The organism is Pseudoalteromonas espejiana DSM 9414 (assembly GCF_002221525.1).
GTDB lineage: Bacteria > Pseudomonadota > Gammaproteobacteria > Enterobacterales > Alteromonadaceae > Pseudoalteromonas > Pseudoalteromonas espejiana.
Genome location: NZ_CP011029.1, coordinates 583,857 through 610,630 on the forward strand (window position 1 = coordinate 583,857; position 26,774 = coordinate 610,630).

Annotated in this window: 25 protein-coding genes; 17 read left to right on the forward strand and 8 right to left on the reverse strand. The window is 38.9% G+C overall.

The genetic code is table 11. From position 1 onward, the window contains the following. The first annotated feature begins 117 nt into the window (after positions 1-117). The 8 genes from PESP_RS19480 (at position 118) to PESP_RS19515 (ending at position 8,955) form a co-directional block, all read left to right on the forward strand. Positions 118-1,077 (forward strand): phosphotransferase, encoded by a 960-nt coding sequence (locus tag PESP_RS19480; protein WP_089349663.1) that lies wholly within the window; start codon positions 118-120, stop codon positions 1,075-1,077. Positions 1,078-1,221: 144 nt separating this feature from the next. Beyond that, complete coding sequence (upp, locus tag PESP_RS19485; RefSeq protein WP_089349664.1) at positions 1,222-1,851, forward strand: uracil phosphoribosyltransferase; 630 nt, start codon at positions 1,222-1,224, stop codon at positions 1,849-1,851. 9 nt (positions 1,852-1,860) lie between these two features. Beyond that, positions 1,861-3,099, forward strand: coding sequence for a uracil-xanthine permease family protein (locus PESP_RS19490; protein WP_089349665.1), 1,239 nt, complete (start codon positions 1,861-1,863; stop codon positions 3,097-3,099). A gap of 136 nt (positions 3,100-3,235) precedes the next feature. After that, entirely contained in the window at positions 3,236-4,981 is a 1,746-nt protein-coding gene (locus PESP_RS19495; protein WP_089349666.1) for an HAD-IIB family hydrolase, read from the forward strand. Further along, positions 4,974-6,197: a glycosyltransferase family protein gene (locus PESP_RS19500; protein ID WP_089349667.1), complete on the forward strand. Its 1,224-nt coding sequence runs from the start codon at positions 4,974-4,976 to the stop codon at positions 6,195-6,197. Before PESP_RS19495 ends, PESP_RS19500 begins: the two co-directional genes overlap by 8 nt. 24 nt (positions 6,198-6,221) lie before the next feature. Then, positions 6,222-8,000 (forward strand): sugar phosphorylase, encoded by a 1,779-nt coding sequence (locus PESP_RS19505; protein ID WP_089349668.1) that lies wholly within the window; start codon positions 6,222-6,224, stop codon positions 7,998-8,000. A 169-nt stretch (positions 8,001-8,169) separates the two neighbouring features. Continuing rightward, a complete protein-coding gene (locus PESP_RS19510; protein ID WP_089349669.1) occupies positions 8,170-8,559 on the forward strand; it encodes a cytochrome b562 in 390 nt (129 codons plus the stop codon). A 9-nt stretch (positions 8,560-8,568) separates the two neighbouring features. Beyond that, positions 8,569-8,955 carry an OsmC family protein gene (locus PESP_RS19515; protein WP_089349670.1) on the forward strand — a complete coding sequence of 129 codons (387 nt, stop codon included), beginning with the start codon at positions 8,569-8,571 and terminating at the stop codon, positions 8,953-8,955. A 53-nt stretch (positions 8,956-9,008) separates the two neighbouring features. Here the strand turns inward: PESP_RS19515 and ykgO are convergent, their stop codons facing one another. After that, positions 9,009-9,143 carry a type B 50S ribosomal protein L36 gene (gene ykgO, locus PESP_RS19520; RefSeq protein WP_004586489.1) on the reverse strand — a complete coding sequence of 45 codons (135 nt, stop codon included), beginning with the start codon at positions 9,141-9,143 and terminating at the stop codon, positions 9,009-9,011. Next, positions 9,143-9,406, reverse strand: coding sequence for a type B 50S ribosomal protein L31 (locus tag PESP_RS19525; protein WP_089349671.1), 264 nt, complete (start codon positions 9,404-9,406; stop codon positions 9,143-9,145). Before PESP_RS19525 ends, ykgO begins: the two co-directional genes overlap by 1 nt. Before the next feature lie 228 nt (positions 9,407-9,634). Between PESP_RS19525 and PESP_RS19530 the strand changes: the two genes are divergently transcribed. Then, positions 9,635-9,901, forward strand: coding sequence for a hypothetical protein (locus tag PESP_RS19530; RefSeq protein WP_089349672.1), 267 nt, complete (start codon positions 9,635-9,637; stop codon positions 9,899-9,901). Positions 9,902-9,971: 70 nt separating this feature from the next. Here the strand turns inward: PESP_RS19530 and PESP_RS19535 are convergent, their stop codons facing one another. Beyond that, the gene (locus PESP_RS19535; protein WP_089349673.1) at positions 9,972-11,015 is read right to left on the reverse strand and encodes a metal-dependent hydrolase; all 1,044 of its coding nucleotides are present in this window, start codon (positions 11,013-11,015) and stop codon (positions 9,972-9,974) included. Between the two features lie 58 nt (positions 11,016-11,073). Then, positions 11,074-11,961 (reverse strand): LysR family transcriptional regulator, encoded by an 888-nt coding sequence (locus PESP_RS19540; RefSeq protein WP_089349674.1) that lies wholly within the window; start codon positions 11,959-11,961, stop codon positions 11,074-11,076. Between the two features lie 114 nt (positions 11,962-12,075). On the opposite strand from PESP_RS19540, the gene PESP_RS19545 reads away from it, so the two are divergent. The 3 genes from PESP_RS19545 (at position 12,076) to PESP_RS19555 (ending at position 14,574) form a co-directional block, all read left to right on the forward strand. Then, positions 12,076-13,248, forward strand: a complete 1,173-nt coding sequence (locus PESP_RS19545; protein WP_089349675.1) for an MFS transporter — start codon at positions 12,076-12,078, stop codon at positions 13,246-13,248. A gap of 156 nt (positions 13,249-13,404) precedes the next feature. Then, positions 13,405-14,220, forward strand: a complete 816-nt coding sequence (dkgB, locus tag PESP_RS19550; protein WP_089349676.1) for a 2,5-didehydrogluconate reductase DkgB — start codon at positions 13,405-13,407, stop codon at positions 14,218-14,220. A gap of 66 nt (positions 14,221-14,286) precedes the next feature. Further along, positions 14,287-14,574, forward strand: coding sequence for a putative quinol monooxygenase (locus tag PESP_RS19555; RefSeq protein WP_089349677.1), 288 nt, complete (start codon positions 14,287-14,289; stop codon positions 14,572-14,574). Between the two features lie 97 nt (positions 14,575-14,671). On the opposite strand, the gene PESP_RS19560 is transcribed toward PESP_RS19555, so the two are convergent. Further along, positions 14,672-15,325 carry a DUF6058 family natural product biosynthesis protein gene (locus tag PESP_RS19560; RefSeq protein WP_089349844.1) on the reverse strand — a complete coding sequence of 218 codons (654 nt, stop codon included), beginning with the start codon at positions 15,323-15,325 and terminating at the stop codon, positions 14,672-14,674. A 172-nt stretch (positions 15,326-15,497) separates the two neighbouring features. Here PESP_RS19560 and dapA point away from each other — a divergent pair, with 172 nt between their 5' ends. Further along, a complete protein-coding gene (gene dapA, locus PESP_RS19565) occupies positions 15,498-16,415 on the forward strand; it encodes a 4-hydroxy-tetrahydrodipicolinate synthase (protein ID WP_089349678.1) in 918 nt (305 codons plus the stop codon). Positions 16,416-16,507: 92 nt separating this feature from the next. Further along, the gene (locus PESP_RS19570) at positions 16,508-17,809 is read left to right on the forward strand and encodes a DEAD/DEAH box helicase (RefSeq protein WP_089349679.1); all 1,302 of its coding nucleotides are present in this window, start codon (positions 16,508-16,510) and stop codon (positions 17,807-17,809) included. Between the two features lie 118 nt (positions 17,810-17,927). Here the strand turns inward: PESP_RS19570 and PESP_RS19575 are convergent, their stop codons facing one another. Then, entirely contained in the window at positions 17,928-19,535 is a 1,608-nt protein-coding gene (locus tag PESP_RS19575; protein ID WP_089349680.1) for an NAD(P)/FAD-dependent oxidoreductase, read from the reverse strand. Positions 19,536-19,726: 191 nt separating this feature from the next. Here PESP_RS19575 and fdxA point away from each other — a divergent pair, with 191 nt between their 5' ends. The 3 genes from fdxA to PESP_RS19590 all read left to right on the forward strand — a co-directional run bounded on the left by fdxA (position 19,727) and on the right by PESP_RS19590 (position 24,535). Then, a complete protein-coding gene (gene fdxA / locus PESP_RS19580) occupies positions 19,727-20,050 on the forward strand; it encodes a ferredoxin FdxA (protein ID WP_089349845.1) in 324 nt (107 codons plus the stop codon). 140 nt (positions 20,051-20,190) lie between these two features. Continuing rightward, a complete protein-coding gene (locus tag PESP_RS19585) occupies positions 20,191-22,437 on the forward strand; it encodes a carbohydrate binding family 9 domain-containing protein (RefSeq protein ID WP_089349681.1) in 2,247 nt (748 codons plus the stop codon). A 193-nt stretch (positions 22,438-22,630) separates the two neighbouring features. Then, complete coding sequence (locus PESP_RS19590; RefSeq protein WP_089349682.1) at positions 22,631-24,535, forward strand: putative bifunctional diguanylate cyclase/phosphodiesterase; 1,905 nt, start codon at positions 22,631-22,633, stop codon at positions 24,533-24,535. Positions 24,536-24,753: 218 nt separating this feature from the next. On the opposite strand, the gene PESP_RS19595 is transcribed toward PESP_RS19590, so the two are convergent. Further along, positions 24,754-25,458 carry a TorF family putative porin gene (locus tag PESP_RS19595; RefSeq protein WP_089349683.1) on the reverse strand — a complete coding sequence of 235 codons (705 nt, stop codon included), beginning with the start codon at positions 25,456-25,458 and terminating at the stop codon, positions 24,754-24,756. Positions 25,459-25,469: 11 nt separating this feature from the next. Then, positions 25,470-26,687, reverse strand: coding sequence for a BCCT family transporter (locus PESP_RS19600; RefSeq protein WP_089349684.1), 1,218 nt, complete (start codon positions 26,685-26,687; stop codon positions 25,470-25,472). Between the last annotated feature and the right edge of the window lie 87 nt (positions 26,688-26,774).

Here is a 26,774-nt window from a genome sequence, read left to right on the forward strand (position 1 = left end):
TCCTTAAACAGAAAGGTGCTTATTTACGCACAACTAAGCAGGGCTTATAGATGCTATCGTTTTATTAAAAATACCTTCTAATGTTAAACTATAAAAAATTAATAACTTAATATAGCTATGGCATTTTATCTTCCTCTATTACAGACTCACTTTAAACACATTGAAATTGGCGATACGCTCACATCGCTTTGGAGTGGGTGTGGCAGTATTGTAGAGTGTATGCTTGATGATGAGCCATGCGTTGTTAAGGCTATTAAAATACCACGCCATATACACCATCCAAAAATTAAGCAAAGCGAATTTGCATTAAAAAGAAAGCAGCAGTCTTATGAAGTTGAATATAACTTTTATAAGCGTTACAGCCCGCTATTGCCTAATAAAGCAAAAAGTATTGAATGTGTAAGTCCAATTAATAACGTTAATGAATATGCGCTGGTGTTTAAAAACTTTACCAAACATGGTTTTGCTCAAGCCAGCTCACTACATATAAAGGCAATACTCACGTGGTTAGCACATTTTCATGCCTTTAATTTAAATAAGCCTGCAACAGGCTTATGGCAGCAAGGGAATTATTGGCATTTAAGTACACGGCCAGATGAGTTTAATAAGCTTGATGAAGCGCCAGATAAAAAGTCCGATATTAAAAGCGCGGCACACAAAATAGACCAACGACTAAGTAGCTGTGATTACAGCACGCTAATACACGGTGATGCTAAACTTGCCAATTTTGCTGCAAGTGAGCAAGGCGAAATACTCGGCTATGATTTTCAATACGTAGGCGCTGGGGTAGGGGTTACAGATGTAATGTACTTTATGACAAGTTGTTTTAACGACGAGGAGTTACATAAGTATGCTGATGCGTATTTAGCTGATTATTTTTCGCAATTTAAAAGGGCACTTAACGTTTATCAGCCAGCTATGAATGCTGATGACGTTATTACAAAGTGGCAAGCGTTGTGGCCATTAACTTGGGCTGATTTTTATCGGTTTTTAGCAGGCTGGAGCCCTGATCATTTTAAAATAAACAGCTACATGATGGCGCAAGTAAACACAACGTTATCAGGCAACAAGTTATAAACATAAACCATTGGCCAGCTTGCATGAATATCAACCAAAACAATAAATTTTGGCACGAACTATGAAAACTTATTTAAAATTGCAGGTCAAATGACCTTTTTTAATATAAAATACCGCCAATTCTTGTATCAGTAGGTTTTTATCATGTCAATTCACGTAATTTCACACCCTCTTGTTCAACACAAATTAGGCTTAATGCGCGCTCACGGTATTAGTACTAAAAGCTTTCGTGAATTATGCTCTGAGGTAGGTACTTTATTAACCTACGAAGCTACAAAAAACCTACAGCTAGAAGATAACGAAATTACTGGCTGGGATGGTAACAAACTGAAAGTTGAGCACATTAAAGGTAAAAAAATTACTGTAGTGCCAATATTACGTGCAGGTCTTGGTATGATGGACGGTGTAATGCAGTTATTGCCAGCGGCTAAAGTAAGCGTAGTTGGCCTTGAGCGTAACGAAGAAACACTTGAACCAGTCCCGTATTTTGAAAAGTTAGTTGGCAATATTGATGAGCGTTTAAGCTTAGTAATCGACCCTATGCTTGCAACGGGTGGCTCTATGATTGCCACTATCGATATGTTAAAAAAAGCAGGCTGTAAAGACATTAAAGTAATCGTGTTAGTAGCCGCACCAGAAGGCGTTGAAAAAACCCTGGCTGCGCATCCAGATATCGAAATTTTCACAGCATCGGTAGATAGCCACTTAAACGAAAAAGGTTATATTATCCCGGGCCTTGGTGATGCAGGCGACAAAATATTTGGTACGGTTTAGGAGTATTCAGTGCAAAATAACGCCACTTTTTCAGTCAAAACTATTTTAACTGGCGCACAAATGCTGTTTGTGGCATTTGGTGCGTTAGTGCTTGTGCCTTTATTAACAGGGCTTGACCCAAGTGTTGCTTTGTTTACCGCCGGTTTAGGTACCTTGCTATTTCAGGTCGTTACTAAAGGTAAAGTACCTATATTTTTAGCTTCTTCGTTTGCGTTTATTGCGCCTATTATTGCCTCGGTGCAAATGTGGGGCGTACCGGCAACGATGGGTGGCTTAATGGCGGCAGGTTTTGCTTATATGCTACTGGCGTTATTGGTTAAATTTAAAGGCGTAGCAACACTTCATAAAATTTTACCGCCAGTGGTTGTTGGCCCAGTGATCATGGTTATTGGCCTTGCGCTTGCTCCTGTTGCTGTAAATATGGCAATGGGAAAAAGTGGTGATGGCAGCATTGAGCTTATTGCTTATGATAAAGCGATTGTTATTTCTTTATTTTCATTGATTGTCACACTTATTTTTGCGGTGTGGGGCAAAGGTGTTTATAAGCTTATTCCTATATTAGCAGGTGTTATATCTGGCTATGTTTTATCGCTTGTAATGGGCGTGGTTGAATTTGGCAGTGTAAGCAATGCAAGCTGGGTAGCGGTGCCTAATTTCACATGGCCAGAATTTAAATGGCAAGCCATATTATTTATGGTGCCTGTGGCAATTGCCCCTGCTATTGAGCATATTGGCGATATGATGGCTATTAGCCAAGTAACTAATAAAGATTTTTTGAAAAAGCCAGGCTTACACCGCACGCTATTTGGCGATGGTTTAGCAACAGCGGCAGCTTCAATGTTTGGTGGCCCACCTAATACAACTTACTCAGAAGTGACAGGCGCAGTTATGCTGACTAAAAACTTTAATCCTAAAGTGATGATGTGGACAGCGGTTATCGCCATTGTACTGGCGTTTGTAGCAAAAATGGGCGCTGGTTTACAAACAATTCCTGTGCCTGTTATGGGCGGTATTATGATTTTATTGTTTGGATCAATTGCTGTAGTGGGGCTTAACACTTTGGTTAAATCGGGGGATGATTTAACCGCGCCACGTAATTTAAGCATTGTAGCGCTTATTTTAGTGTGTGGTATTGGTGGTATGCACATTGGCGGCAGTCAATTTAGCCTAGAGGGCGTAAGCTTATGTGCCATTTTAGGAATAGTTCTTAATTTGGTATTACCAAAGGCTGAGCCAGAACAAAATTAGTAGTGCACTATTATTAAAAATATTGCACCAAAATAGCGCATTTTAAATGCGCTATTTTTTTAACTCATTAAAAAATATATAAAAATAATAGTGGTCTAGTACCTGCATTTACTTCTACATAATATAAGGAGTTACTATGTCAGAGGCCAGTATTGTGGATATTACCCCGTTTTTAGCTAAGCACCAGTTGCCTTTAAAGTATCAATACCTTAGTGAGCAATTTTTTATACCCCTTGCACACAATATTCTCGAATCTAAAAAAAATAACACCCCTATTTTTGTCGCCATTAATGGCTGCCAAGGCTCAGGAAAAACAACCCTTGCGGACTTTTTAGTTACTTGGTTTGGTAACAACACGTCTTTAAACAGTGTGGCATTATCGATTGACGACTTTTACTTATCTAAAGAACACCGTAAAGGCCTTGCCAAAGATGTACACCCATTATTTGCAACTCGGGGCGTGCCAGGCACCCACGATGTAGGCTTAATGAACACAACAATTAGCCGGTTATTGGCAAAAGAAGTTGGTGTGCCATTACCCAAATTTAATAAACACCAAGACGACTGTGCTCCTGAGCAAACATGGGAGTGTAATGAGCAGCCTATTGATATCATTATTTTAGAAGGCTGGTGTGTAGGCAGTGAACCACAGCCGCCGTTTTCTTTAAGTGAGCCAATTAATGAACTTGAGCTAAAAAATGATAAAGAAGGTGTATGGCGCCGCTGCGTTAATAGCTGTTTAGCAAACGAATATAAAAGTGTATTTGGTAAAATTAACTACACCGTAATGCTTAAAGCCCCCAGTTTTGAAGACGTGTTTAAATGGCGCCAAGAGCAAGAACAAAAGCTTATAGCAAATAAAGGTGAAGGCTCAGGTACTATGAGTGACGAGCAGTTAGTGTATTTTATTTCGCATTTTGAGCGTATCACCCGCGAAAACTTAAATACCCTAAGTGCTAAAGCAAATGCACTGTTAGAGCTTGATAGTAATCGCGATATTAGCAGCATGCATTTAACAAGCGACGACACCTTACAACCTATTATATTTACCGATTTAGACGGTACATTGCTCGATCATGCTGATTACAATACAAATAATATTAGTGAGTTATTGCAACAACTACAAAGTGTGCATATTCCGGTGGTGTTTAATACTAGCAAAACCTTTTGCGAGGTGGTTGAACTTAAAAACGAGCTAAATATTCAGCAACCTTTTATTGTTGAAAACGGTGCTGCTGTGTATTTGCCGTTAGATTACTTTGAGTTAAAACCAATTGGCTGTACTAAAGTAGGTGCATATTGGTGTTATGCGTTTGCATCGCCATTATCAAGTTTATTAAGTGATTTAGACTCACTAAGTAGTGAATACCAATCGCATTATAAATTATTTAGCGATTTATCGAGCGAGCAAATCTCATCTCTTACGGGATTAGATGACGCTCACGCAAGACGCGCTCAAACACGCGACTTTTCTGACCCTCTTTATTGGCACGGCAGCGATGAACTACTCAATGCCTTTGTCAATGATGTTAAAGCTCTCGGCTACGAAATTAAAATAGGCGGGCGCTTTATTCATATCGCAAAAAACACCGACAAAAGCGCTGCGCAGCAGTGGTTGGTTAAACAATTTTCACAACATTTTAGAAAGCCTCTCACGGTAATTGCACTAGGTGATAGTGACAACGATAAGCAAATGCTAGAACAAGCTGATATCGCCATTATCATCAATAACCCAAGCAGTAAAAAGCCGGTTAAGTTATCACACAACAAGGCGCGTTATTCGCAATCGCCAGCCCCTTTAGGCTGGGTTGAAGAAATAACCACATTGCCTTGTATTAGCAGCATTTTAAATACTATTGAGGAGCAAAAATCGCATGGCTGATTTTTATCAAAATGGCATTATTACTACTTTACATAACATTGCCGATAGACCTGTAGAAGCACTTGAAGAAGAGCTTGTAAGTTTTAGTAAGCAACGCCCAATGGGCTTAATATTACCTTCACTTTTTAGTGAACTTGAAGGCCCTGCATTACAAAATATTGTTAAAGAGTTAAAAGAAGTACCGTATTTATCGCAAATTACAATTGGCTTAGACAGAGCCGACGAATCACAGTACCGCCATGCTTTAGGCTTTTTTAAAGAGCTTAATCAAAATCATAAAGTATTATGGAATGATGGCCCGCGTTTACAAGCGCTTGATAAAGAACTACAAGAGCTAGGCGTTGCACCGCGTGAACTTGGTAAAGGTAGAAACGTGTGGTATTGCATGGGTTATAAATTGGCAACTTCAGAGGTTGAGTCAATTGCGCTGCACGATTGCGACATTTTAACTTACGACAGAGGCTTGTTAGCACGATTAATATACCCTGTTGCGCACCCACGTTTTAACTATGAGTTTTGTAAAGGGTTTTACCCACGCACTGCAAACGGCAAAATCAATGGCCGAGTATCGCGTTTATTAGTTACGCCATTATTACGATCATTTAAAACTATTTTAGGCAATACCGACTACCTAGAATATATGGACTCGTTTAGATACCCATTAGCAGGGGAGTTTTCATTTAGACGCGATGTATTAAACGATATTCGTATCCCAAGCGATTGGGGCCTTGAAATTGGCGTATTAAGTGAAATGTATCGTAATTATTCACACAATCGCTTATGCCAAGTAGATATTGCCGATAACTACGATCATAAACACCAAGCGCTTTCGCTAGATGATCAAAGTGCAGGTTTATCTAAAATGTCGATTGATATAACCAAAGCATTATTTAGAAAACTAGCTACACAAGGGGTAACCTTTACTAGTGAAACCATTCGGTCATTAAAAGCAACGTATTATCGTATTGGGTTAGACTTTATTGAAACCTACCACAATGATGCACTTATGAATGGGCTAACTCTTGATGTACACCAAGAAGAAAAAGCCGTAGAAATGTTTGCACAAAATATTATGGAAGCTGGGCAGCACTTTTTAGATAACCCAATGGAAGCGCCATTTGTGCCAAGTTGGAACCGAGTTGTTTCGGCAATGCCAGATGTATTTGAGCGCTTAAAAGAAGCTGTAGAGCTTGATAACAAAGAGTTTAGTGAATAAATCTAACAATAATAAGGGGCGCGTGTGAATACAGTAAGTGAGTTATTTTTACAGCGGGTAGAGCAACACCTTCATATAATATACAAAGATGTTGAGCTGCCTTTAAGCATTACTGAGCTGGCTGAGCAGCTTATTACTATTATTTTAGGCGACAGCCCACTGCGCGACCCCACACCGCATACCAACCGTTGGGATGAGCAAGATATAATTTTAATTGCTTATGGCGATTCTATTATTAAACACGACGAGGCCGACCAAGCCGTAGCCAAACCGGTAGAAGCACCGCTAAAAACATTGCACCGATTTATAAAAGAGCATTGTGATATGCAGCTCAATGCACTGCATATTTTACCGTTTTACCCGTACAGCTCAGACGAAGGCTTTGCGGTTATGAACTACGTGCAGGTAAATGAATCGTTAGGTGATTGGCAAGATATTAAAAATATTGCCAAAGATGTAAAGCTAATGGCCGATTTAGTTATAAATCACTGCTCTAGCCGAAGCGTATGGTTTGAAAACTTTTTAAATGATTTACACCCAGGCAAAGACTACTTTAAAACCGCTAGTTTAACAGATGATTTAAGCAATGTTGTACGCCCGCGTACCTCATCATTACTAAACACGGTAACTACACCAAGTGGCGAAAAACATGTGTGGTGTACCTTTAGCCACGACCAGGTTGATTTTGATTTTGGGAACCCCGAAGTTTTAAAAGAGTTTATAAGTATTATTCGTCATTACTTAGATAATGGTGTGCGCTTATTTAGACTCGATGCTGTTGCGTTCTTATGGAAACAGCTAAACACCAACTGTATAAATTTACCGCAAACTCATGAGGCGGTAAGGCTAATTCGCACGCTTATAGAGCACACCGAACCTAGTGTAGTAATAATTACTGAAACCAACATACCAAACCAAGAGAACCTCTCTTACTTTGGTAATGCCAACGAAGCGCACAGCATTTATAACTTTGCTTTACCACCGTTATTACTGCATACCCTGTTAAGTGGTGATAGCACAGCAATAAAGCATTGGATGATGAGCATGCCTCCGGCGCAAAACGGTACCGCTTATTTTAACTTTATTGCATCCCACGATGGAATAGGGCTTAGACCAATTGAAGGGCTGCTGCAACCAAGCGAAGTTGCTTCATTAGTAAGTACTACGATGCAATTTGGTGGTCGCGTATCTATGCGCACCAGTAACGATGGCACGCATACTCCCTATGAGCTAAACATTGCGCTGTTTGATGCATTGCAAGGTACGCATAACGGGCAGGATAAGTTTGGTCTTGAGCGATTTATGTGCGCGCACGCTATTATGTTTGCGCTTGAAGGGATCCCTGGACTTTATATACATAGCTTACTGGGTACAACTAACGATTACGAACGCTTTGAAAACTCACAGCATAACCGTGCTATTAACCGCCATCGCTGGCAGGAGTCAAAGCTGCTTGCAGCCATAGGTGAAAAATACAGCCATCATCACAAAGTGTTTAATGGTATAAAAAACCTGCTGGCTATTCGTAAAAAACAAGGGGCGTTTCACCCAAATGCAACCCAATTTACGCTGCATTTAGCGGGTGGGTTATTTGGTTTTTGGAGGCAAAGTATAGATAGGCGTCAAAGTATATTTTGTGTTTATAATATTAGCGATAAAGCCCAAGTGCTTACACTTGCTGATTTAAATTTAATTAATACTCAGCAATGGTTTGACCTAGTGGCTGATGAAACTATAGGTGAAGATCAATTAACAATAGAGCTTGAACCGTATCAAAGTGTATGGCTAAGCAATATAAAATAAGCTTTAATTCTTAATAACAGCCTGCAAATGCAGGCTTTTTATTACCTCAACGTTATCCTTGTTTACTGTAAAGCCCCTTTACAGTTTAAACCTTACATAATTGCTCGCTGAGTTACTTTAATACGTAAACTTGATACAATTTAGGTGTTTTTATCAAATAGGTTTTAGTATGAAGTTTTTAGTTATTATTTTTGCTCTGTTATTTAGTTGTAATGCTTTTGCACAGCAAGAAGTTGACCTTGAAGTCAATATGAAAAATACTGGTCTTGCATATAAAGATGCAGTGCAGGCTACTGGTATTGGCGGGTTTAATACCGCTATTGATAGGTTTATCGAATTAGTTGAAACCAGTAAAAAAGCAAAATTTCATAAAGAGGCACATATGTCGCGCCAAGGGCTCGATAAAGTGATTGAGCAAGCTAAGCTTGCGAAAAAATTAGCCAACGAGCGTGGGCTCGATGCTGCAAAGCCAGCGCTTAAAAATATAGATAATTTACGTAAAAAATATCATGAGTTACATGAGCCTCCAGGCTTTTTTGACTTACTGTTTGGTAATTAAGGAGTAGTAATGGAAATTTCAGTTTCAATGTTAGCTGGCCAAAAGCAAAGCGCTAAATTTGGTGACCTTGAAGTAATTAGCGATCAAAGTATTAATGCGGGCGGTGGGGCAGAGCATCCTGAACCGTTTGATTACTTTTTAGTTAGTATGGTGTTATGTGCGGGATTTTATGCGCGTAAGTTTTGCGAGCAACGTGATATTTCTACTGAAGGCATGACGCTTACACAAAACAACGAAAACGTTGTTGAAAATGGCAAAAAGTTATTTTCAATCGAGATCAACTTACCAGATGGTTTTCCGGATAAATACAAAAAAGCACTTATTGCTGCGGTTAATACGTGCACCGTTAAAAAAGTGATTCAAGCTCAGCCTGAGTTTTCAGTGGTTGTTAAATAAAAAAATACGGGTAAACCTAAAACAGTTTACCCGTATACTTCACGGAATTAGCGTTACTTTTTCTTCATACCTTGCACTGCTTTAAAGCGTGGATTGTCTTTACATATTACAAAAACACGCCCCTTTCGCTTTACTATTTGACAACCAGGACGTTGCTTAGCGCTTTTAAGCGAGCTTAAAACTTTCATTACTCACCTTTTTTGGCAGTAGATAGGTTTTTAAAGCGGCGATTAAACTGTGCAACTCGACCATCGCTCGCCACTGTTTTTTGCTTACCAGTGTAAAAGGGGTGTGAGTCACTTGATACGTCAATAGGTACGTACGGGTAAGTTTTACCTTCAAGTTCAATAGTGCGATTTGTTTTTATAGTAGAGCCAATAATAAAGTAGCTATCGGCAGCGGTATCGTGAAAAGCAACCACGTTGTAATCAGGATGAATATTAGGTTTCATAATACGCCTTAAAAAATGTAATGTGATACTATAACTATTAATTTATCGTAATTCCGCCAATGTTGCAAATGATTTTTAATCTCATTAAAGGGTGGGTCTGCTGGCTAATTGCGCAAACAAATCAAAAAATAACCACTTAAACCAAAAATACTGGCTATTAGTTTTTAGCCTGTTATAACTATATAAAAAGTGTTAACAAGAAAAATTTTTCGGTTTTAGAGGTAAGTAATGAGCGACTCAATACAACAAGAACAAATAGATCAAGGGGTGATGGAAACCCTAAGAGAGCGCGATCATAGTGCCTTATCAGAGCAAATTAACCCTATAGATTGCACTCATAACGACATTATTGAGCTACTCGCGCACTATATGGCGTTAAGCGAGCAAGATAACGACGAGCTGTTTGATGATTGGTTTGATAATCTCAATAAAGAGCAGCACACAGTGCTAAAAGTATTTGAAGTTTATAGAGGCCAATACGAACATCAAAATTAATATTTAAAAGGGCAGGTTAGTAATTTCACTTAGCTGCCCTTAAAACATACAAACGCTATTTTGTAAGTACTTATTGGTGTTTAATACAGCTATTGTTTGCTAAGGAAGGGGCTAGGTTAGTATTTGGGTTCCAAATTCGATCCCATATTTTACTCATACTACTTAAATTAGCGCGTTGGCTTATTTTTTCAAAGTTACCCACGTTCACGCCTAAATCGGTTTTTTCTCCCACAACAAAGTTAAATACATAGTTACACTCCATACCCATTCGTAAATCAGAAAATATTATATTACTTTGCTGCTGACGTACGTTGTAAAAACCTTTAGTAAACCACTGCAAGCGTTTGATGCCCCACTCATTATTTATATCATTTAATAATGAGGGAGTGGTGTTATAGGCATTTATTGTAACCTCGTTTGGCCCATCAAATACCGACGCATATGCTATGTAGTATTGCCCATCAGACATAACGACTACACGCCATAACAACGTAGTGAGTGGCGCAGGTGTGCTTATATAATTGTTAACTTTGATTTGCCTGTCAGAAAGAGCAGTCGTTACTTTATCGTCAATAATTACTTTTAAAATTAATGAGCTACATAAGTATAAACTGCTAAGCCCTAACATTGTGGTGTTTATTTTATATGCACGCGTACTCGTTACTTTTGGCAATAATGTACAAGTTACACCGAATAATAAGGGCAATGTATAGAGCGGGTCGACTATAAACATGTTTGAAATAGCAAAGGGGTACTCAGTAAAAGGCCAAAGTAATTGTGTGCCATACACGGTTAAACTATCGAGTAAGGCATGGGTAGATAAACACAAAAATACCAGCCAAAACCAACGTGTTTTATAAGCTTGCATGCCAGTGTGTATTTTTAAAATAAGCCAAACAATAAAAGGGCTTATTAATAAATGTATAAATAAAGAGTGGCTAAAACCACGATGGTAAGTAAACGCTTCTACAGGGCCGCCGTAAGGTATAAATACGTCTAAATCGGGTAAAGTCCCTAGGGCCGCTCCCCATAAAACGGCTTTTCGGCCTACTTTATTACCTAAAACGGCATGGCCTACAGCACTGCCTAGTACTATTTGCGTTAACGAGTCCATAAATGTCCCTTTATTATTTTAATACTGTTTATACTAACTTAACGCCCAAATGCGTCACTTATAATGAAAGCTTTGGCCTTATAAAATCTAAAAACGCGACAATGCGCGACGATACTGCGCTATTTTTATAATAAACAGCTTGCACTACCTCACGATTATTAGGGGTGACTATACTATTAGGTAGTACTTCTATTAACTTACCTGTTTTTAAATCATCACCAATCATAAAATGCGAAAGTAGTGCAATACCTTGGTTTGCTATACATAGTTGGCGCACGGTTTCACCACTACTGGCCATTAAATTAAACTTTAAGTGAGTAGTGGATTTTAGCGGCCAGTTATTTAATTTAGGGGAGTCTGTAAAGCCAATAAGTTTGTGTTGGTTTAAGTCACTGATTTTTGAAATAGCTGGCGCAGTGTTTAAATAGTCTGGGCTTGCTACTAAATATAATTTACTAACGCCGAGCTTTTTAGCGTTTAGGTTAGAGTCCTTTAAATCTCCAATGCGAATGGCTAAGTCGGTTTTATGTTCTAGTAAATCAATAATGCTGTCGTGGGAGGTTATATCAAGTGTGATATGCGGGTATTGCTTTGTAAACTCATCAATGTGTGGCACTAATTGGTGTAATACAAACGGGCTTGCTGCATCTATTCTTAACTTACCGCTAGGCGCCTGCTTTAAAAGCTTAATTGCTTCTTCGCCAGTTTGCAGAGTGTTTAAGCCATCACGCGCATATTTTATAAAAGTATGGCCTTCTTCAGTAAGCTCTAATCTACGTGTTGTTCTGTTTAATAAAGTGCACTGCAGTGTATTTTCAAGGCGAGACACTGCACGCGACACCTTAGCTACTTGTTGATCAAGTAAATTTGCCGCAGCAGAAAAACTACCGCTATCAACTACCGTTAAAAACATTTCTAAGTCTTCTGTTTTTGCATGTTGAGCCATACGTTAGTACCTTACTTTTGCATTAATTACAAAAGTATTTTGTCAGTAATGCTATTTTTTGCAAATGCTTTTTTGGTCAAACTGCATGCCTAAACTAATTACGAGGATTTAACTATGCCATTGGCTTTGTGGGCGCTCACCTTAAGCGCATTTGCAATAGGAACAACCGAGTTTGTAATAGTAGGCTTAGTACCTACCATTGCAAACGATTTTGGCGTAAGCCTACCTTCAGCGGGTTTATTGGTGAGTTTGTATGCGGTAGGTGTAGCCATTGGTGCACCGGTACTAACTGCACTCACCGGGCGATGGAACCGTAAAATTGTATTAATAAGCTTAATGGGTTTATTTGTAGTAGGTAACTTACTTGCATGGCAAGCACCGAGTTACGAAACACTCATATTGGCGCGCATACTAACAGGCCTAGCTCACGGGGTGTTTTTTTCAATTGGCTCTATGATTGCCACAAGCTTGGTAAGTAAAGACAAAGAGGCCAGCGCTATCGCGATTATGTTTACTGGTCTTACTGTTGCACTTGTAACGGGTGTGCCGTTAGGTACATGGATTGGGCAACACTTTGGCTGGCGTGCAACGTTTTTAGTGGTGTCGCTACTGGGCTTAATTGCTCTAATTGGTAGCGCTATTTTAGTACCAAAAAACTTAAAACAGTCAATACCGGCCACATTTAAAGAGCAGCTTCAGGTTATTGTTAAGCCGCGCTTATTGCTCGTATATTTAATGACTATATTAGGCTACGGCGGTACGTTCACCGCGTTTACTTATTTAGCACCTATACTAGAGCAGCAAACTGGCTATGCCCCCTCAGCTATTGGTTTAATAATGCTGGTTTATGGTGTGTCGGTAGCGGTTGGTAATATATGGGGCGGGAAATTGGCCGACAAACGCGGCCCAATTAGCGCTCTGAGTATTATATTTAGCGCGTTAACAATTATTTTATTGGTTTTTACCTTTACTATGGAGTCAAAAATAGCCGCAGTACTAACTATTTTAATATGGGGTGCATTTGCATTTGGTAACGTACCAGGCTTGCAGCTTTATGTTGTAAAACAAGCGAAAAAGCACACTCCTAATGCGGTAGATGTCGCATCGGGCTTAAACATAGCGGCCTTTAATATTGGTATAGCACTGGGCTCAATTATTGGCGGTAGTGTAGTAGAGAGCATGACCTTACAAGACACTGCATGGATAGGCGCAGCAATTTCTGCTTTAGCATTAATTGCAACCCGTTACAGTGGCATGCTTGATAAGCGAGAAGTTCAGCAAGCGTAAACTATCTTCTGTTAAGGTTGAAACTTAAATTAATGGCCTCATTACCTGTATTGAGGTCATAGATTTTTAAGTGACGACACAAAAGAAGTAAAAGGTGTATTTTGTAAAGCTTTAAAAGAGCTTGTTTTTAACCGATTATTTTATAAGGATAGAGCCATGACACAACGTGTAATTGAAATGCCAGATTTAGGTATGGGAACATTCCGTTTAGAAGGCGACACCGCCTACAATTCAGTAAAAATGGCGTTAGAAGTAGGATTTCGTCATATCGATACAGCGCAAATTTATGGTAACGAAGAGCAAGTAGGCCAAGCCATAAAAGACAGCAACATCCCGCGTAGCGAAATATTTTTAACCACCAAAGTGTGGAACAATAAACTCAATAAAACTGACTTTATTGCCAGTGTAAAAAAATCGCTTGAAAAGCTACAAGTAGAGTCGGTTGATTTACTACTCATTCACTGGCCATCACCAGCAAATGATGAACCAATGAGTGAATACCTTACCGAGCTATTAAAAGCTAAACAACTTGGTTTAACTAAACACATTGGCGTATCAAACTTCACCATTGCAAATTTAAACGAAGCAATGCAAACGCTTGACTCGCGTGAAATATTTACCAATCAGGTTGAGGTACACCCATACTTAACTAATACTAAATTACGCGCATTTTGTGCTCAGCACGATATACACGTAACTGCGTATATGCCATTTGTAGTCGGTAAAGTACTTAAAGACCAAACGATTATTGATATTGCCAATAAACATGATGCATCGCCAGCGCAGGTGGTTATTGCATGGGTAAACGCCAATGGAATGACTACCATTCCATCATCAACTAAGCGTAAAAACTTAGAAGATAACTTTAACGACCACGTTAAATTAGATGATGAGGACATTGCCCGTATTGATGGCCTTGATTGCGGCGACCGCCAAGCAACGCCAGATTTTGCGCCGCAGTGGGATCAGTAATAAAATACGCAACACGACATTAGGTGCAGAAAATCTGCACCTTTATTCTTTTTAAAAGGACTGAGCATGTTAACGGTAATCGCCACTATTTCGAGTAATAATATTGATGCAGACGTTGTATTAACCGCACTCGAAAACCTACAAAAGTACTCGCGCCAAGAAGTAGGCTGCCTACGCTATGAGCTATCGGTTAAAAGTGATGCGCAGCAAACAACTTATTTAGTGAGTGAGCAGTGGGCATCTGATGAACATTTTGAAGCGCATAAAAACGAGCCGCATTTTAAAGCTTTCGGCACACAGGTAACTGGCTTAGTAACCAGCAGTAATATTGATGTATATAAATCAATTGGCTAAGAATAACTAATTGATTCAATAAATTTAAACGGCGGCGTAAATCTACATCGCCTTTTAAAGTAATATTACCTTGCTAAGGTATAGCTTTTGCTATTTTTTATTTTATGGATAAGTCGTACTTTAAAATAAGCGCATCAATATAGCGGGCGCGTAGGGTTTGCTGTTTTTCGTGATCAGCCCCGTGGCCTAATGCTTTATTTAATAGTTTCATAGCGGGGTGTAGTTGTGTACGCTCTTGTTGATTTAAGGTTGCTTTAGTGCGCAGCTCAGTAATGTTGTCAACTAATAACTTGCCAATATCTACACATACTATTTCGTCAATTAACCCGTTTTGTGTAAGCACACCATATTTACTACATAAAAACTGCTGCCATACTTGTTGCAGGTGTTCCTCTATTTGACAACCAAACAATTCTTCGTTAAAGGTAAAACCTTGCTGAGCAAGCTTAGTAAGGCTTGCCGTGTATTGCTGTGCAAAATAATTAAAGGCATTACTCGATGATTCAATCTTTTGTTTTATAAGCCCTTGGCCCCAATTTACGCAACCGCGCGGATAATAGTCATCATATTCCTCACATTCATACAACCCAGAATACGAACTGCAACTTAATTGACTTTTAATACAATAACTTGGTTTAGGGAATACGCTGTGTTGCTGCCACGTATCTAGCTGCTCGGCATCAATATTTAAAGCATGGCAAAGCTCATCGGTATTATAAAAATGAGTGGCTAAGTAGTTAGATAAACGCATAAAGGCTCGCTTAAAGTTAAAAATATAAACACTGTTTAAATGTACAGTGTTTATATTTTGTATTATCAAACTAAATAACACAAGCCATTTTACGTTTATTATTGGCTTAGGCCTGCAAAAATGCGTGCAAGTATGTTACAAATAGCGCAAGTTTTATAAATAATGAATTTTTATGCGCACCCTAGAACAAATTAAACAAGCAAGCTTAATTACCGCTATTAAAACCCCGTACTTAGCCAATGGTGAAATAGACCTAGCAAAGTACGATGAACTCGTTGAAATACAAATAGCAGCGGGAGTAGATGGCATTGTGGTTGGTGGTACAACCGGCGAAGGCCAGTTAATGAACTGGGAAGAGCATTTAATGCTTATTGCGCACAGTGCAAACAAGTTTGGCAATAAGCTCCTGATTGTAGGTAATACAGGTAGTAACAATACACGCGAAGCAATAAAAGCCACTAAATACGGCTTTGCCAGCGGGATGCATGCAGCGCTGCAAATTAATCCATATTATGGCCGTACGTCTATTGCCGGTGTTAACGAGCACTTTAAACGAGTACTTGATATAGGCCCTGCGTTTATTTACAACGTTGCAGGGCGTACAGGACAAGACTTAACGCCAGATATTATTGAGCCATTAGCACAGCATCCTAACCTAATCGGTATTAAAGAATGTGGCGGCAATGAACGTATTGCCCATTACGAGCAGCAAGGTATTGCATGTTGGTCAGGTAACGATGACGAAGCGCACGACGCGCGCCATATTCACAAAGCCCACGGTGTTATATCGGTTACCTCTAATCTTATTCCTGGGTTGTTCCGCCAATTAATGGATACTAAAAATGATGCGTTAAATACCTCATTACAACCTTTAATGAATTGGTTATTCTGCGAGCCAAACCCTATTGCTATTAACACCGCAATGATGATGACTGGCGCAGTATACCCGGTATTTAGATTACCGTATTTGCCACTGAGTGATGAGCAGCAAGCTCAAGGCGAAATATTAATTAACGAACTTAACGTTGATGATATTGTTGGCACCAAGGCAGAAGTATTAAATAACGACAATGTATTAATTTTATCTTAAGTTTTTTAATTATAGGCAGTAATCACTAACTGTTGACTCAATTTTACTGTATAATTTGCGACCCTTGATAATGTGGCCGCAGGTTATACAGCATGAATTTTAAATCTTTTAGTTTTGCCCCTGAACTTATTCAGGCGTTAGACGAACTTAATTACCACACCCTTACGCCCATTCAGCGTTCAGCTATTCCGGCTGTACGTAAAGGTAAAGACGTTTTAGCAAGTGCCCAAACAGGCACGGGTAAAACGGCAGCGTTTGCTTTACCTATCATCCAAAAATTATTTGAATCAGAGCACAGCACAACAAATGCACCCAGTGCATTAGTACTTGCGCCAACGCGTGAGCTTGCAGAGCAAATAGCTAATAACTTTAAAGCTTACGCAAAACACACTCCTTTAAAAGTAGTGAGCTTGTTTGGTGGTGTTAATACAGCAGGCCAAGCTAATTTACTAAAAGACGGTGTAGATGTTGTTGTTGCAACGCCTGGGCGCTTACTCGATCACATTCGATTAGGTAATTTGAGCCTTGCAAGTGTTAAACACTTAGTACTTGATGAAGCTGACCGCATGCTTGATATGGGCTTTATTGAAGATATGCAAAGTGTTATTAAAAGCTGTGACGAACAGCGTCAAATTTTACTTTTCTCGGCTACGTTCCCAGCTGCGATTAAACAGTTTGCTTCTAAAGTATTAAAACAGCCTGAAATTGTGCGTGTTGACCAAACTAACAGCACAGCAAGTACCGTACAGCACGTTGTGTACCCAGTAGAAGAGCGCCGTAAACAAGAGCTTCTTTCAGAGCTGATTGGTAAAAAGAACTGGCAGCAAGTACTTGTATTTGTAAACATGAAAGAAACAGCCGATGAGCTTGTAAAAGAGCTTAATCTAGACGGTATTCCTGCCACTGTATGCCACGGCGATAAGTCGCAAGGTAACCGCCGACGTGCGCTTCGTGAATTTAAAGAAGGCAAAGTACGTGTTTTAGTGGCAACCGAAGTTGCAGCACGTGGTATTGATATTGATGGCCTCCCACGTGTAATTAATATTGATTTACCGTGGCTTGCAGAAGATTACGTACACCGAATTGGTCGTACAGGTCGTGCTGGTAATCAAGGCCAAGCAATTTCGTTTGTAAGCCGTGAAGAAGAAAATACTTTATTTGAAATAGAAGCATTAATTGGTCAAAAAATTAAGCGTGTATATTTAGAAGGTTACGAAGTAAGTAGCCGTGAAGTACTTATAGACAAAATTGGTAAAAAGCCAGCGCACTTACGCCGTAGCCGCACTAATAAGCCTACAGGGCAAGCAACAGGCGAAGCACGTGCAGTAAATCGCTCGCGTATTTCAAATGTACGTAAAAGCTTAAAAGGCGCTAGGCTTACTCTTAAAAAGTAAGCTCAAACGTAAGTTTTAAGCATAAAAAAACCTGAGTTTACTCAGGTTTTTTTGTGACTCAATTTTTAAACAAAAACCCCACAAGGAGAGGTTTTTCGATTAACAACTTAAAGCGTGTTTAAGCGTTTTCTAGTATTGAAAGTGCAACTGCTTCAGCCGCTTTTATACCATCAATGCCTGCAGATAAAATACCGCCTGCGTAGCCTGCGCCTTCACCTGCTGGGTATAAACCTTTTGTATTAATGCTTTGAAAGCTTTTATCGCGTTTGATACTAATAGGTGATGACGTACGCGTTTCTACACCGGTTAACAAGCCATCGTTAGTTGAAAAACCACGAATTTGCTTATTAAATGCCGGTATGGCTTCGCGTATTGCATCGATAGCAAACTGCGGGAGTACTTTACCTAAATCGGTTAATTTAATGCCTGGTGTAAATGAAGGCTGTACATCACCTAAATCACCAGAGGCTTTACCTTTTAAAAAGTCGCCAATAAGTTGTGCAGGGGCATCATAATTACTGCCGCCTAATGCATAAGCCTGCTCTTCTAATTTACGCTGTAAATCAATACCTGCAAGCGGGTGACCAGGGAAATCTTTTTCTGGGTTAATACCCACAACAATGGCGCTATTTGCGTTACGCTCACTACGTGAATATTGGCTCATACCGTTAGTAACAACACGGCCTTCTTCAGAGGTTGCGGCTACTACAGTGCCACCTGGGCACATACAAAAGCTGTATACTGTGCGGCCATTATCACAATGATGAACGAGTTTGTAATCGGCTGAGCCTAAAATTGGGTTGCCTGCGTTATCTCCAAAACGGCACTCATCAATCATTGATTGTTTGTGCTCGATTCTAAAGCCAACAGAGAAGGGTTTAGCTTCTACATAAATACCTTTGTCGTGGATCATTTTAAAGGTATCACGAGCGCTGTGACCGACTGCAAGTACAACGTGACGAGTATCTAGTTTTTCACCATTTGAAAGTGTTAAGCCGGTTACTTGTCCATCATCTAAATGAATGTCATCTACGCGTGTGCTAAAGCGTATTTCGCCGCCAAGCTCTATAATACGCGCGCGCATTTTTTCAATCATAGTAACAAGTTTAAACGTACCAATGTGTGGCTTACTTACATATAGAATTTCATCCGGTGCACCGGCTTCTACAAATTCGGTTATAACTTTACGACCATAATGTTTTGGATCTTTTACTTGGCTGTATAGTTTACCGTCTGAAAATGTACCAGCACCACCTTCACCAAACTGCACATTAGACTCAGTGTTAAGTGTGCGTTTACGCCAAAAGCCAAAGGTGTCTTTTGTGCGTTCGCGTACTTCTTTACCACGCTCTAAAATGATCGGGTTAAAGCCCATTTGCGCAAGAACTAAACCCGCAAATAAACCACATGGGCCAAAACCAATTACCACAGGGCGCTCAGTAATATTAGCAGGTGCTTGCGCGACAAATTTGTATGAAGTGTCGGGCGCCGGTTTTACGTGCTGATCTTTAGAGAATGTATTTAGCAGTGCCTCTTCGTTATCTACTTCAATATCAAGAGTGTAAATAAGTAAAATAGCTGTTTTTTTACGTGCGTCGTAGCCACGTTTAAACACATTGTAGCTGTGCAATTGCTCAGGTTTTATTTTTAGTTTATCTACTATGGCTTGGCCTAGAGCATCTTCGTTATGATCAAGCGGCAGCTTTATTTCGGTTAAACGTATCATTAGTATCTCTTTTAGGTGTCTTAGCGGGTTTATTTCCGCTCACAATAAGAAGTGTAGGGCACGTAATGGCTTTACATTAAGGGCGCATATACTACGTTAAATTGGCCAATTATGGCACTTATTTATTGTGTTTTTAGTGTGGTTGGGTATGATCCGCGCCTTAGATGATTAATTATTGGGTTTTAACTGTTATGGCGTTTGTAGTCACCGAAAACTGTATTAAATGCAAATACACAGATTGTGTGGCAGTGTGCCCTGCAGATGCCTTTTACGAAGGCCCTAACTTTTTAGCAATAAGCCCAATAGATTGTATTGATTGCGGTTTGTGTGTACCTGAGTGCCCAGCAGAGGCAATTTATCAAGAAGACGAACTTCCAGAAGATCAAAAAGAATTTACGGAACTTAACGCTGAGCTTGCTTTAGTTTGGCCGCGTATTGTTGAAGTAAAACCAGCCCCTGATGAGGCAGACCAATGGAATGGTGTGGCTAATAAGCTTAAATTAATAGAAACCTAGCTTTTAAATTAATCCTTTAATATTAATTAGTTAAAATACTCAATATTTTTAGTATCAAACTATTAACAAATGTACTGACTTAAATTACACTCCGTAGATAAGTTTACCTTTTTAGGGTAAATATCTCTAAATGGATGTTTATGCAGTACTTTATAACTATAAAAAAACACTTGAGTGTTTTATTTGCACTTACTTTTGCACTTTTATTTACAACCCCACTATTAGCCGCTGAAAAAACGCAGTATTCGCTGTCACATATCAATACTGATATTACCGTTGATGGCGTACTTGACGAGCCTCATTGGCAAAATGCCACATTAGTGCCTATTGCGTTTCAAGATGAGCCAAACGAGAAGGGTATACCACCTGTTAAAACCGACGCCTACATGTACGAAGATGGCAGCAACTTATACGTTGCATTTGTAGCCGAAGACCCTCAGCCTAGCCAAATTACAGCGTCACTTCGTGATAGAGATACACTCTGGCAAGACGACACGGTTATTTTAATTATTGATACCTTTAACGACGAGCGTTCAGCTTACGAATTTTATGTAAATCCATTAGGCGCGCAAGGTGATACTCGAATGAGTGACACCGATGGTTGGCAGTCAGACCCATCTTGGGATGCAATATGGGATAGCGCAGGTAAAATTACTGAGCAAGGCTTTGTGGTTGAAATGCGCATACCTTTTAAGGCACTTAGATTTCCTGAAAATAAGCCCGACCTAACGTGGGGGTTTGCGGTGTTACGAAATTATCAGCGTGACGTGCTTTATCAACTTTCAAATATGGGTTTTGACCGAGATATAAAATGCAGCCTTTGTCAGTTTGATAAACTCCACGGTTTTAAAAATGTAAAAGCCAGTAAAAACTTACAACTAACGCCTACGCTTACAGCACTTAGACATGATTCAAAGCCAACCTTACCTGGCAATTGGGATAACGGCGATATTAATACCGAAGCAGGCCTAGATTTACGTTGGGGTGTTACTCAAGATGCGGTGATTAATGCAACAATTAACCCTGATTTTTCGCAAATAGAAAGTGATGCCTTAGAGCTTGATGTAAACACCACTTACTCAATATATTATAACGAAAAGCGACCGTTTTTTTTAGATGGGGCCTCGTATTTTCAAAGTAGCTTATTTGAACTACTTTATACCCGCACTATTGCAGAGCCTGAGGTAGGGGCAAAACTGACTGGCAAAACGGGGCAGCATAGCTATGCATTTATGTATGCAGATGACAATAACAGCAATATTTTATTGCCTACAAACCAAGGCTCTGGTTTTGCGATTTTAGAGGAAAAAACCCACGCAGCAGCTGCCCGTTATCAATATGATATTGGCGAGCAAGGTACAATAGGGCTTAGTACTACTCACAGAGAAAGTGATGATTACTACAATACGGTATTCTCTGTTGATGGCAGTTATTGGTTTAATCAATCAGATACGCTTGCCTACCAAGTAGCAACGGCTAATTCTAAAAACTCAGCGCTTTTAACGAATAATTATAATCTTGCTAGAAAACAGTCAGATGAAGCATACGCTATTGAATTCACGCGAGATAAGCGAGACTACAATGTGTCTGCAAGCTACGAAAATATTGGTGAAGACTACCGTACAGATTTAGGTTACCAAGAAAAAGTAGATTACGAAAAAGTTGGCCTTGTAGGTGGACAAACCTGGTACAGCGACGAGTCAGGCTTATTAACGTCATGGTCTTATGAGGCCGACTGGAATAAAACATGGGCTCAAAATGGCGACCTACTTGAAGATGAATATCAAGGGTTTATAACATTAAAAGGCCAAAAACAGTCTATTTTTGAAATTGGCTTACTGCATCGCTATGAGAATTATAACGATACTTTTTATAACCAAAATATTGGCTTTGTATACACGGGTTTTAAACCTAAAAATAATATATGGCTTTCGTTTTATGGTGAGTATGGCAGCCGTATAGATTACGCCAATGAGCAAATTGGCGACTCGTACGCTACACAAACCCAAGCTAAGTGGGATATAAACGATCACTGGCAAGTAGATGCTACGCATAACTACAGTGTGTTAGATAACCCACAAGGGGAGCGAGTTTATACCGCTAACTTATTAGATTTTAGGCTTTATTATAAATTTAGTATGCGCTCAATGCTTAAACTCATTTTACAATTTGAAGATATTGATAGAAATAAAGACGCGTATTTTTATCAAGTAAGTCACATAAATAAAGATTACGGCAGCCAATTGGTTTACTCGTACAAAATAAATGCGCAAACCTTATTTTACTTAGGGTACTCAGATAAAAGTTATCAAGACGATTCCCTAAAGCATGTTGAGCGTGATCAGCGAACATTTTTTACAAAAGTAAGTTATGCGTGGCAACTATAAATATTAAGTGATCCAAGAGATCGATTTTAACAAAGTGGTTTATTTTTATTCATCATACTTCTATACTAGAAACTGAAAATAGTTAGTTAGCTTATTATTATTGCTATGGTTTATTTATCTCATAATGCTTTAATGTACTGACTTTTAGTTGCTAAGGTATAAATGAGGAAGTAGCAAAGATGGATTTTTTGAGATGAATAAATTTAAACCCTTAGGCAACTTACTACTTATCTTAATTTTGTTTTGTTTTTGCTTAAATATAGAGCTTACAAATCAAATAAACCGCATAAACTTATTTAACTCTTCTGTAGATATACGCCGCTTCGAAATTATAGATACTAAACTAGAAATGGCACCTTGGTATAATCCTATTTTAAATGGCCACTACATAATACATCAACCTACAGCCGATTTTTTATTAGTAAAATCCACTGACTCAGAATTTATAGCCGCGGATGCTAATAAACTGATATTAATGACACTTACTTCACCTATTAACTTTATAATTGTGTGTATAGTGTTATTTGGTTTCTTTTCATTGCTGTGCAAAGAGCGAAAAAAAGCCAGCTATCACAAAAAAATAGCGCAGCTTAACACCAATGCCAATGAGCTACTTAACGCGTTTAACTTGCAAGTAGAGCCTGACAACTCATCGGGATTAAGCAATTTAAGCCACTCTATAAATAGCCTAAATATTCATGTGGCGACCTATTTAAAGCAAACCCAAACTAGTATTTGCCAAGATAAACTAACCTTACTTATTGACCGTCATGCCTACATAGAGCACATAGACAGACAAATTAACTTTACAGATAAAGAAAACCTTAAATGTGCTTTATTATTTATTGATTTAGATGGCTTTAAACAGGTGAATGACTCGTTTGGCCACAGTTTTGGTGATGAAATACTGGTACAGGTAGCGACGCGTTTAGCGAATGTTTTACGTCATCATAAATTAAGTAATATTAATGGCGCAAACCAACTTGAGCAAAACTTGTCACGTTTAGGAGGGGATGAGTTTTCAATTTTTATTGAGTCGGTCGATACTGAAAATAAAGTCATCGATATTGCAAAACATGTACTCAGCGAGCTTGAAAAAGACTTTGTACTAGGCAATAAAATAGTAAAAATTAGTGCCAGCATTGGTATTGCAGCTTACCCAGAAAGCGCCTCTACACCGCAGGCTTTGCTGCAACTTGCTGATGTTGCGATGTATCGCGCTAAAAGTGATGGTAAAGGTATTTTTAAAGTATATTCGCCCGAAATGGGCAATAAAATGCGCCGCTATCATTATTTACTTGAAGAATTACGCCTAGCCGTAGCATGTAAAGACTTTTACTTATCGTTTCAGCCAATAGTCCATGTAGAAGACTGCATGATTGAGTACTTTGAAGCGCTTACTCGTTGGGATCACCCTATAGAGGGAATGATTGCTCCGTCTGAATTTATTCCTATTGCTGAGGAGTCTAATCTAATTTTAGAGCTTGGCGATTGGATTATGTATGAATCATGTAGGCAAATGGCTGCTTGGCATAATGCCGGTATGCGTAAGGTAAAAATATCGGTTAACGTGTCGGGCGTCCAATTAAAGCACCGCTCAATCTTTGAATGGGTTATGAAAAACCTTAAAAATACTGGGTTACCTTCGCATTCATTAATGCTCGAAATAACTGAGTCTACATTTATTAAAGCAAGTAAAGGCATGATTGAAGAGCTTGAGCGCTTAAGAGAGCATGGGGTTACTATTGCAATTGATGATTTTGGTACCGGATTTAGCTCATTAAGCACATTAGCCGACTTACCTATAGATGTGATTAAAATTGATCGTTCGTTTATTTCTCAGGCTGATAAAAGCCAAAAGTACAACGATATACTCAATATAATTAGTGAACTAGGGCAAAAGCTTGGCCTTAAAATTGTAGCCGAAGGTGTAGAAGAGATAGAGCAGTTTGAGCTTGTTAAGCGCATGGGCGTAAGTTCTGTGCAAGGGTATTTAGTCAGCCGCCCAGAATCATCAGCTAATGTAGGTAATAAAGTACTGCGTAAAAATACCGGTAATTTATTTGCTGCAGGTACCAGTGCTTGGGAAATTACCTAGTTTCATAATATTACTTAAAAGCTAATGTACACTGTTCTCATTAAGAGAAGTTATGATTAAGCACAATTAAATATGAATGTAGTGTTTAAGTTGTACTGTTATTTGCTCTTAAAATACATGTTTAATTTATAATTAGTGTTAACTAACAAAGCTTATAAATAAAAAATGCCACTTATAAAAAGTGACATTTTTGTTTGTAGAATCTAACAACTACAATTTTATAAATCGAACGTGCGAGAAACAGCAAGCACAATACGCTCATCAGAAGTATCGTTATCTAAGCTTGTATTTTCTGCCGCTACTTCTATACCAAAACCTTCGTAGCTAGTTTGGTATGCTAAGCGGTAGTGATAATAAGATTTGTCACCCTTTGCTGGATCCCATATCCATTTGTCACCATCTAGCGAGTTTGAAATATCAAAGCTGGCACGTAGTGCATGGTTTTGAGCAAGCTCGTAGGTGTGTGCAAGCATAGATATTACATGACCTCCATCTTGACCGAAGTAATCCCAACTGTACCAAAAGTTAAGCTCAGTTTGGCCGTATTCACTTGCATAACCAAATTTAGTATAAGCTTCAGCGTAGTTATAATCGCTGTTATTACCTTGGTACGTGTAATACGCAATACCGTAATCAACACTTAATTCATCATTTAACTGCACATAACGCCCTAGGTATGCATCAAGTTCAAAATCAGTGTCATCACCAAAATCTACATTAGACGCCCATGCACCAGCGTAAACACCGTTATCGAAAGCGTAATCAAGGCTTCCTTGAATGGCAGGGTCGCTATCAGTTTGGCTTACACCGTTAAAGGTGTAATCAGAGGCTGCTGTAATGGTTGTTGACCAATCTGCCGCAGCTGTTGTTGATAAAAGTGCAAATGGTACTAATGCTACAAGTTGTTTTAGTTTGTTATTCATTGTTGATTTTCCTAATGTACAGTTTCTATTTTTGTATAATCAATTTTATTATCTTTTGGTGAGCTATCTATGTTCTTAACTGTTTTAAACTTGCTGTAACCAATAAAGCCTGCACAAACAAAGAATAAACCAATTACTAACGCACCAACCCATTGTATTTGTAAAAACTCTAGCTTAAATAATAAAGTAAGCAATGAAAGGGCAACTATATTTAGTGCCATATAGTTAAGCTTACCTAAACGTTTTACCGTTAAATTTAAGTTATCAGTATATAAGCGTATTAATGAATCAAGTGAATTGATTACAAACACAATACCTACAAACACCATCGCAAAGTTTTTAATACCTTGAGTTGGAATACCCATATCATGATAGTGATAAAGCACACTAAACCAGATTGCAATTGGGATTGAAGGGAATATTAGCATTGCACCTAACACTTGGTAAGTTTTAAGGCCGCCCACAAAGCGAGATGTAAATTGACCAATCATGATGCTCCACGCAAACCACCAAAATAGGTAAAACTCATGGTAATCGTTAAGTGGTAAAACAAACTGATTTATATTTGCAAAGTAAGTACCAATTTCGGCAAGGTTATTGGTAAATGACGACATTTCACTATCACCCATAACAAAAGCACCTGCCCACATAAAGGCAATTAATGCGATAAATAACCACGTTGTCGAAATACTTAAAAAACGTACGTATTTAATGTCTGTACTTGAGTAAACAGCAAAGCAAATAGCCGCAAATACAATAAGGTAAAATGTTGGAATGACGCTCGAACCATCACCTAGCTCTGGTAAATACCAAGGTAGATTTGAAAGCAGTAAATAAGCAGTAAAAGCACAGGTGCCAATAATTACCACGTTATTGATGAATTTAACCCAAGGAATTTCGAAAAATTTAACTTTAGGTTCTATTACACAGAAATAAAAGCACGTAAGAAAGTAAAATCCCCAGATCAAGAATCCCCAATAGCCAAACTCAATCGCCAGTGGGTTTGCAAACGCGTATTCTGGGCTTGCTTTTATGTCTGCATAACCTGCAAATTCGGTTAATGGAAACATAATTAGGCCAACATCTAGGCCCGAGGTAAATAATATTGCAATAAAGGTGAAGGTTCTAACTGGTGTTACACCTACTACACGTACGTTACCCCATTTTAATAAAATAGTAATAACCGCAAGTAGTGTAAAGATAATGCCAGCACTAAGCCATATAGTCATTATCGCCCTCCCAAAATGAATAAAAGTAACTCATAAGTTCTCCGTTTTTGTTTTATTGCTTGCACAAACACCGCATAACCAATTTAT

Excerpts from the sequence above, each read along its gene's own strand:
- PESP_RS19595 (WP_089349683.1), bottom strand. The coding sequence starts at position 25,458 with ATGAATAACAAACTAAAACAACTTGTAGCATTAGTACCATTTGCACTT.
- PESP_RS19540 (WP_089349674.1), bottom strand. The coding sequence starts at position 11,961 with ATGGCTCAACATGCAAAAACAGAAGACTTAGAAATGTTTTTAACGGTA.
- PESP_RS19545 (WP_089349675.1), top strand. The coding sequence starts at position 12,076 with ATGCCATTGGCTTTGTGGGCGCTCACCTTAAGCGCATTTGCAATAGGA.
- fdxA (WP_089349845.1), top strand. The coding sequence starts at position 19,727 with ATGGCGTTTGTAGTCACCGAAAACTGTATTAAATGCAAATACACAGAT.
- PESP_RS19535 (WP_089349673.1), bottom strand. The coding sequence starts at position 11,015 with ATGGACTCGTTAACGCAAATAGTACTAGGCAGTGCTGTAGGCCATGCC.
- PESP_RS19600 (WP_089349684.1), bottom strand. The coding sequence starts at position 26,687 with ATGACTATATGGCTTAGTGCTGGCATTATCTTTACACTACTTGCGGTT.
- PESP_RS19515 (WP_089349670.1), top strand. The coding sequence starts at position 8,569 with ATGGAAATTTCAGTTTCAATGTTAGCTGGCCAAAAGCAAAGCGCTAAA.
- PESP_RS19590 (WP_089349682.1), top strand. The coding sequence starts at position 22,631 with ATGAATAAATTTAAACCCTTAGGCAACTTACTACTTATCTTAATTTTG.
- dkgB (WP_089349676.1), top strand. The coding sequence starts at position 13,405 with ATGACACAACGTGTAATTGAAATGCCAGATTTAGGTATGGGAACATTC.
- PESP_RS19510 (WP_089349669.1), top strand. The coding sequence starts at position 8,170 with ATGAAGTTTTTAGTTATTATTTTTGCTCTGTTATTTAGTTGTAATGCT.
- PESP_RS19480 (WP_089349663.1), top strand. The coding sequence starts at position 118 with ATGGCATTTTATCTTCCTCTATTACAGACTCACTTTAAACACATTGAA.
- dapA (WP_089349678.1), top strand. The coding sequence starts at position 15,498 with ATGCGCACCCTAGAACAAATTAAACAAGCAAGCTTAATTACCGCTATT.
- PESP_RS19585 (WP_089349681.1), top strand. The coding sequence starts at position 20,191 with ATGCAGTACTTTATAACTATAAAAAAACACTTGAGTGTTTTATTTGCA.
- PESP_RS19500 (WP_089349667.1), top strand. The coding sequence starts at position 4,974 with ATGGCTGATTTTTATCAAAATGGCATTATTACTACTTTACATAACATT.
- PESP_RS19525 (WP_089349671.1), bottom strand. The coding sequence starts at position 9,406 with ATGAAACCTAATATTCATCCTGATTACAACGTGGTTGCTTTTCACGAT.
- PESP_RS19530 (WP_089349672.1), top strand. The coding sequence starts at position 9,635 with ATGAGCGACTCAATACAACAAGAACAAATAGATCAAGGGGTGATGGAA.
- PESP_RS19555 (WP_089349677.1), top strand. The coding sequence starts at position 14,287 with ATGTTAACGGTAATCGCCACTATTTCGAGTAATAATATTGATGCAGAC.
- ykgO (WP_004586489.1), bottom strand. The coding sequence starts at position 9,143 with ATGAAAGTTTTAAGCTCGCTTAAAAGCGCTAAGCAACGTCCTGGTTGT.
- PESP_RS19495 (WP_089349666.1), top strand. The coding sequence starts at position 3,236 with ATGTCAGAGGCCAGTATTGTGGATATTACCCCGTTTTTAGCTAAGCAC.
- PESP_RS19575 (WP_089349680.1), bottom strand. The coding sequence starts at position 19,535 with ATGATACGTTTAACCGAAATAAAGCTGCCGCTTGATCATAACGAAGAT.
- PESP_RS19570 (WP_089349679.1), top strand. The coding sequence starts at position 16,508 with ATGAATTTTAAATCTTTTAGTTTTGCCCCTGAACTTATTCAGGCGTTA.
- upp (WP_089349664.1), top strand. The coding sequence starts at position 1,222 with ATGTCAATTCACGTAATTTCACACCCTCTTGTTCAACACAAATTAGGC.
- PESP_RS19560 (WP_089349844.1), bottom strand. The coding sequence starts at position 15,325 with ATGCGTTTATCTAACTACTTAGCCACTCATTTTTATAATACCGATGAG.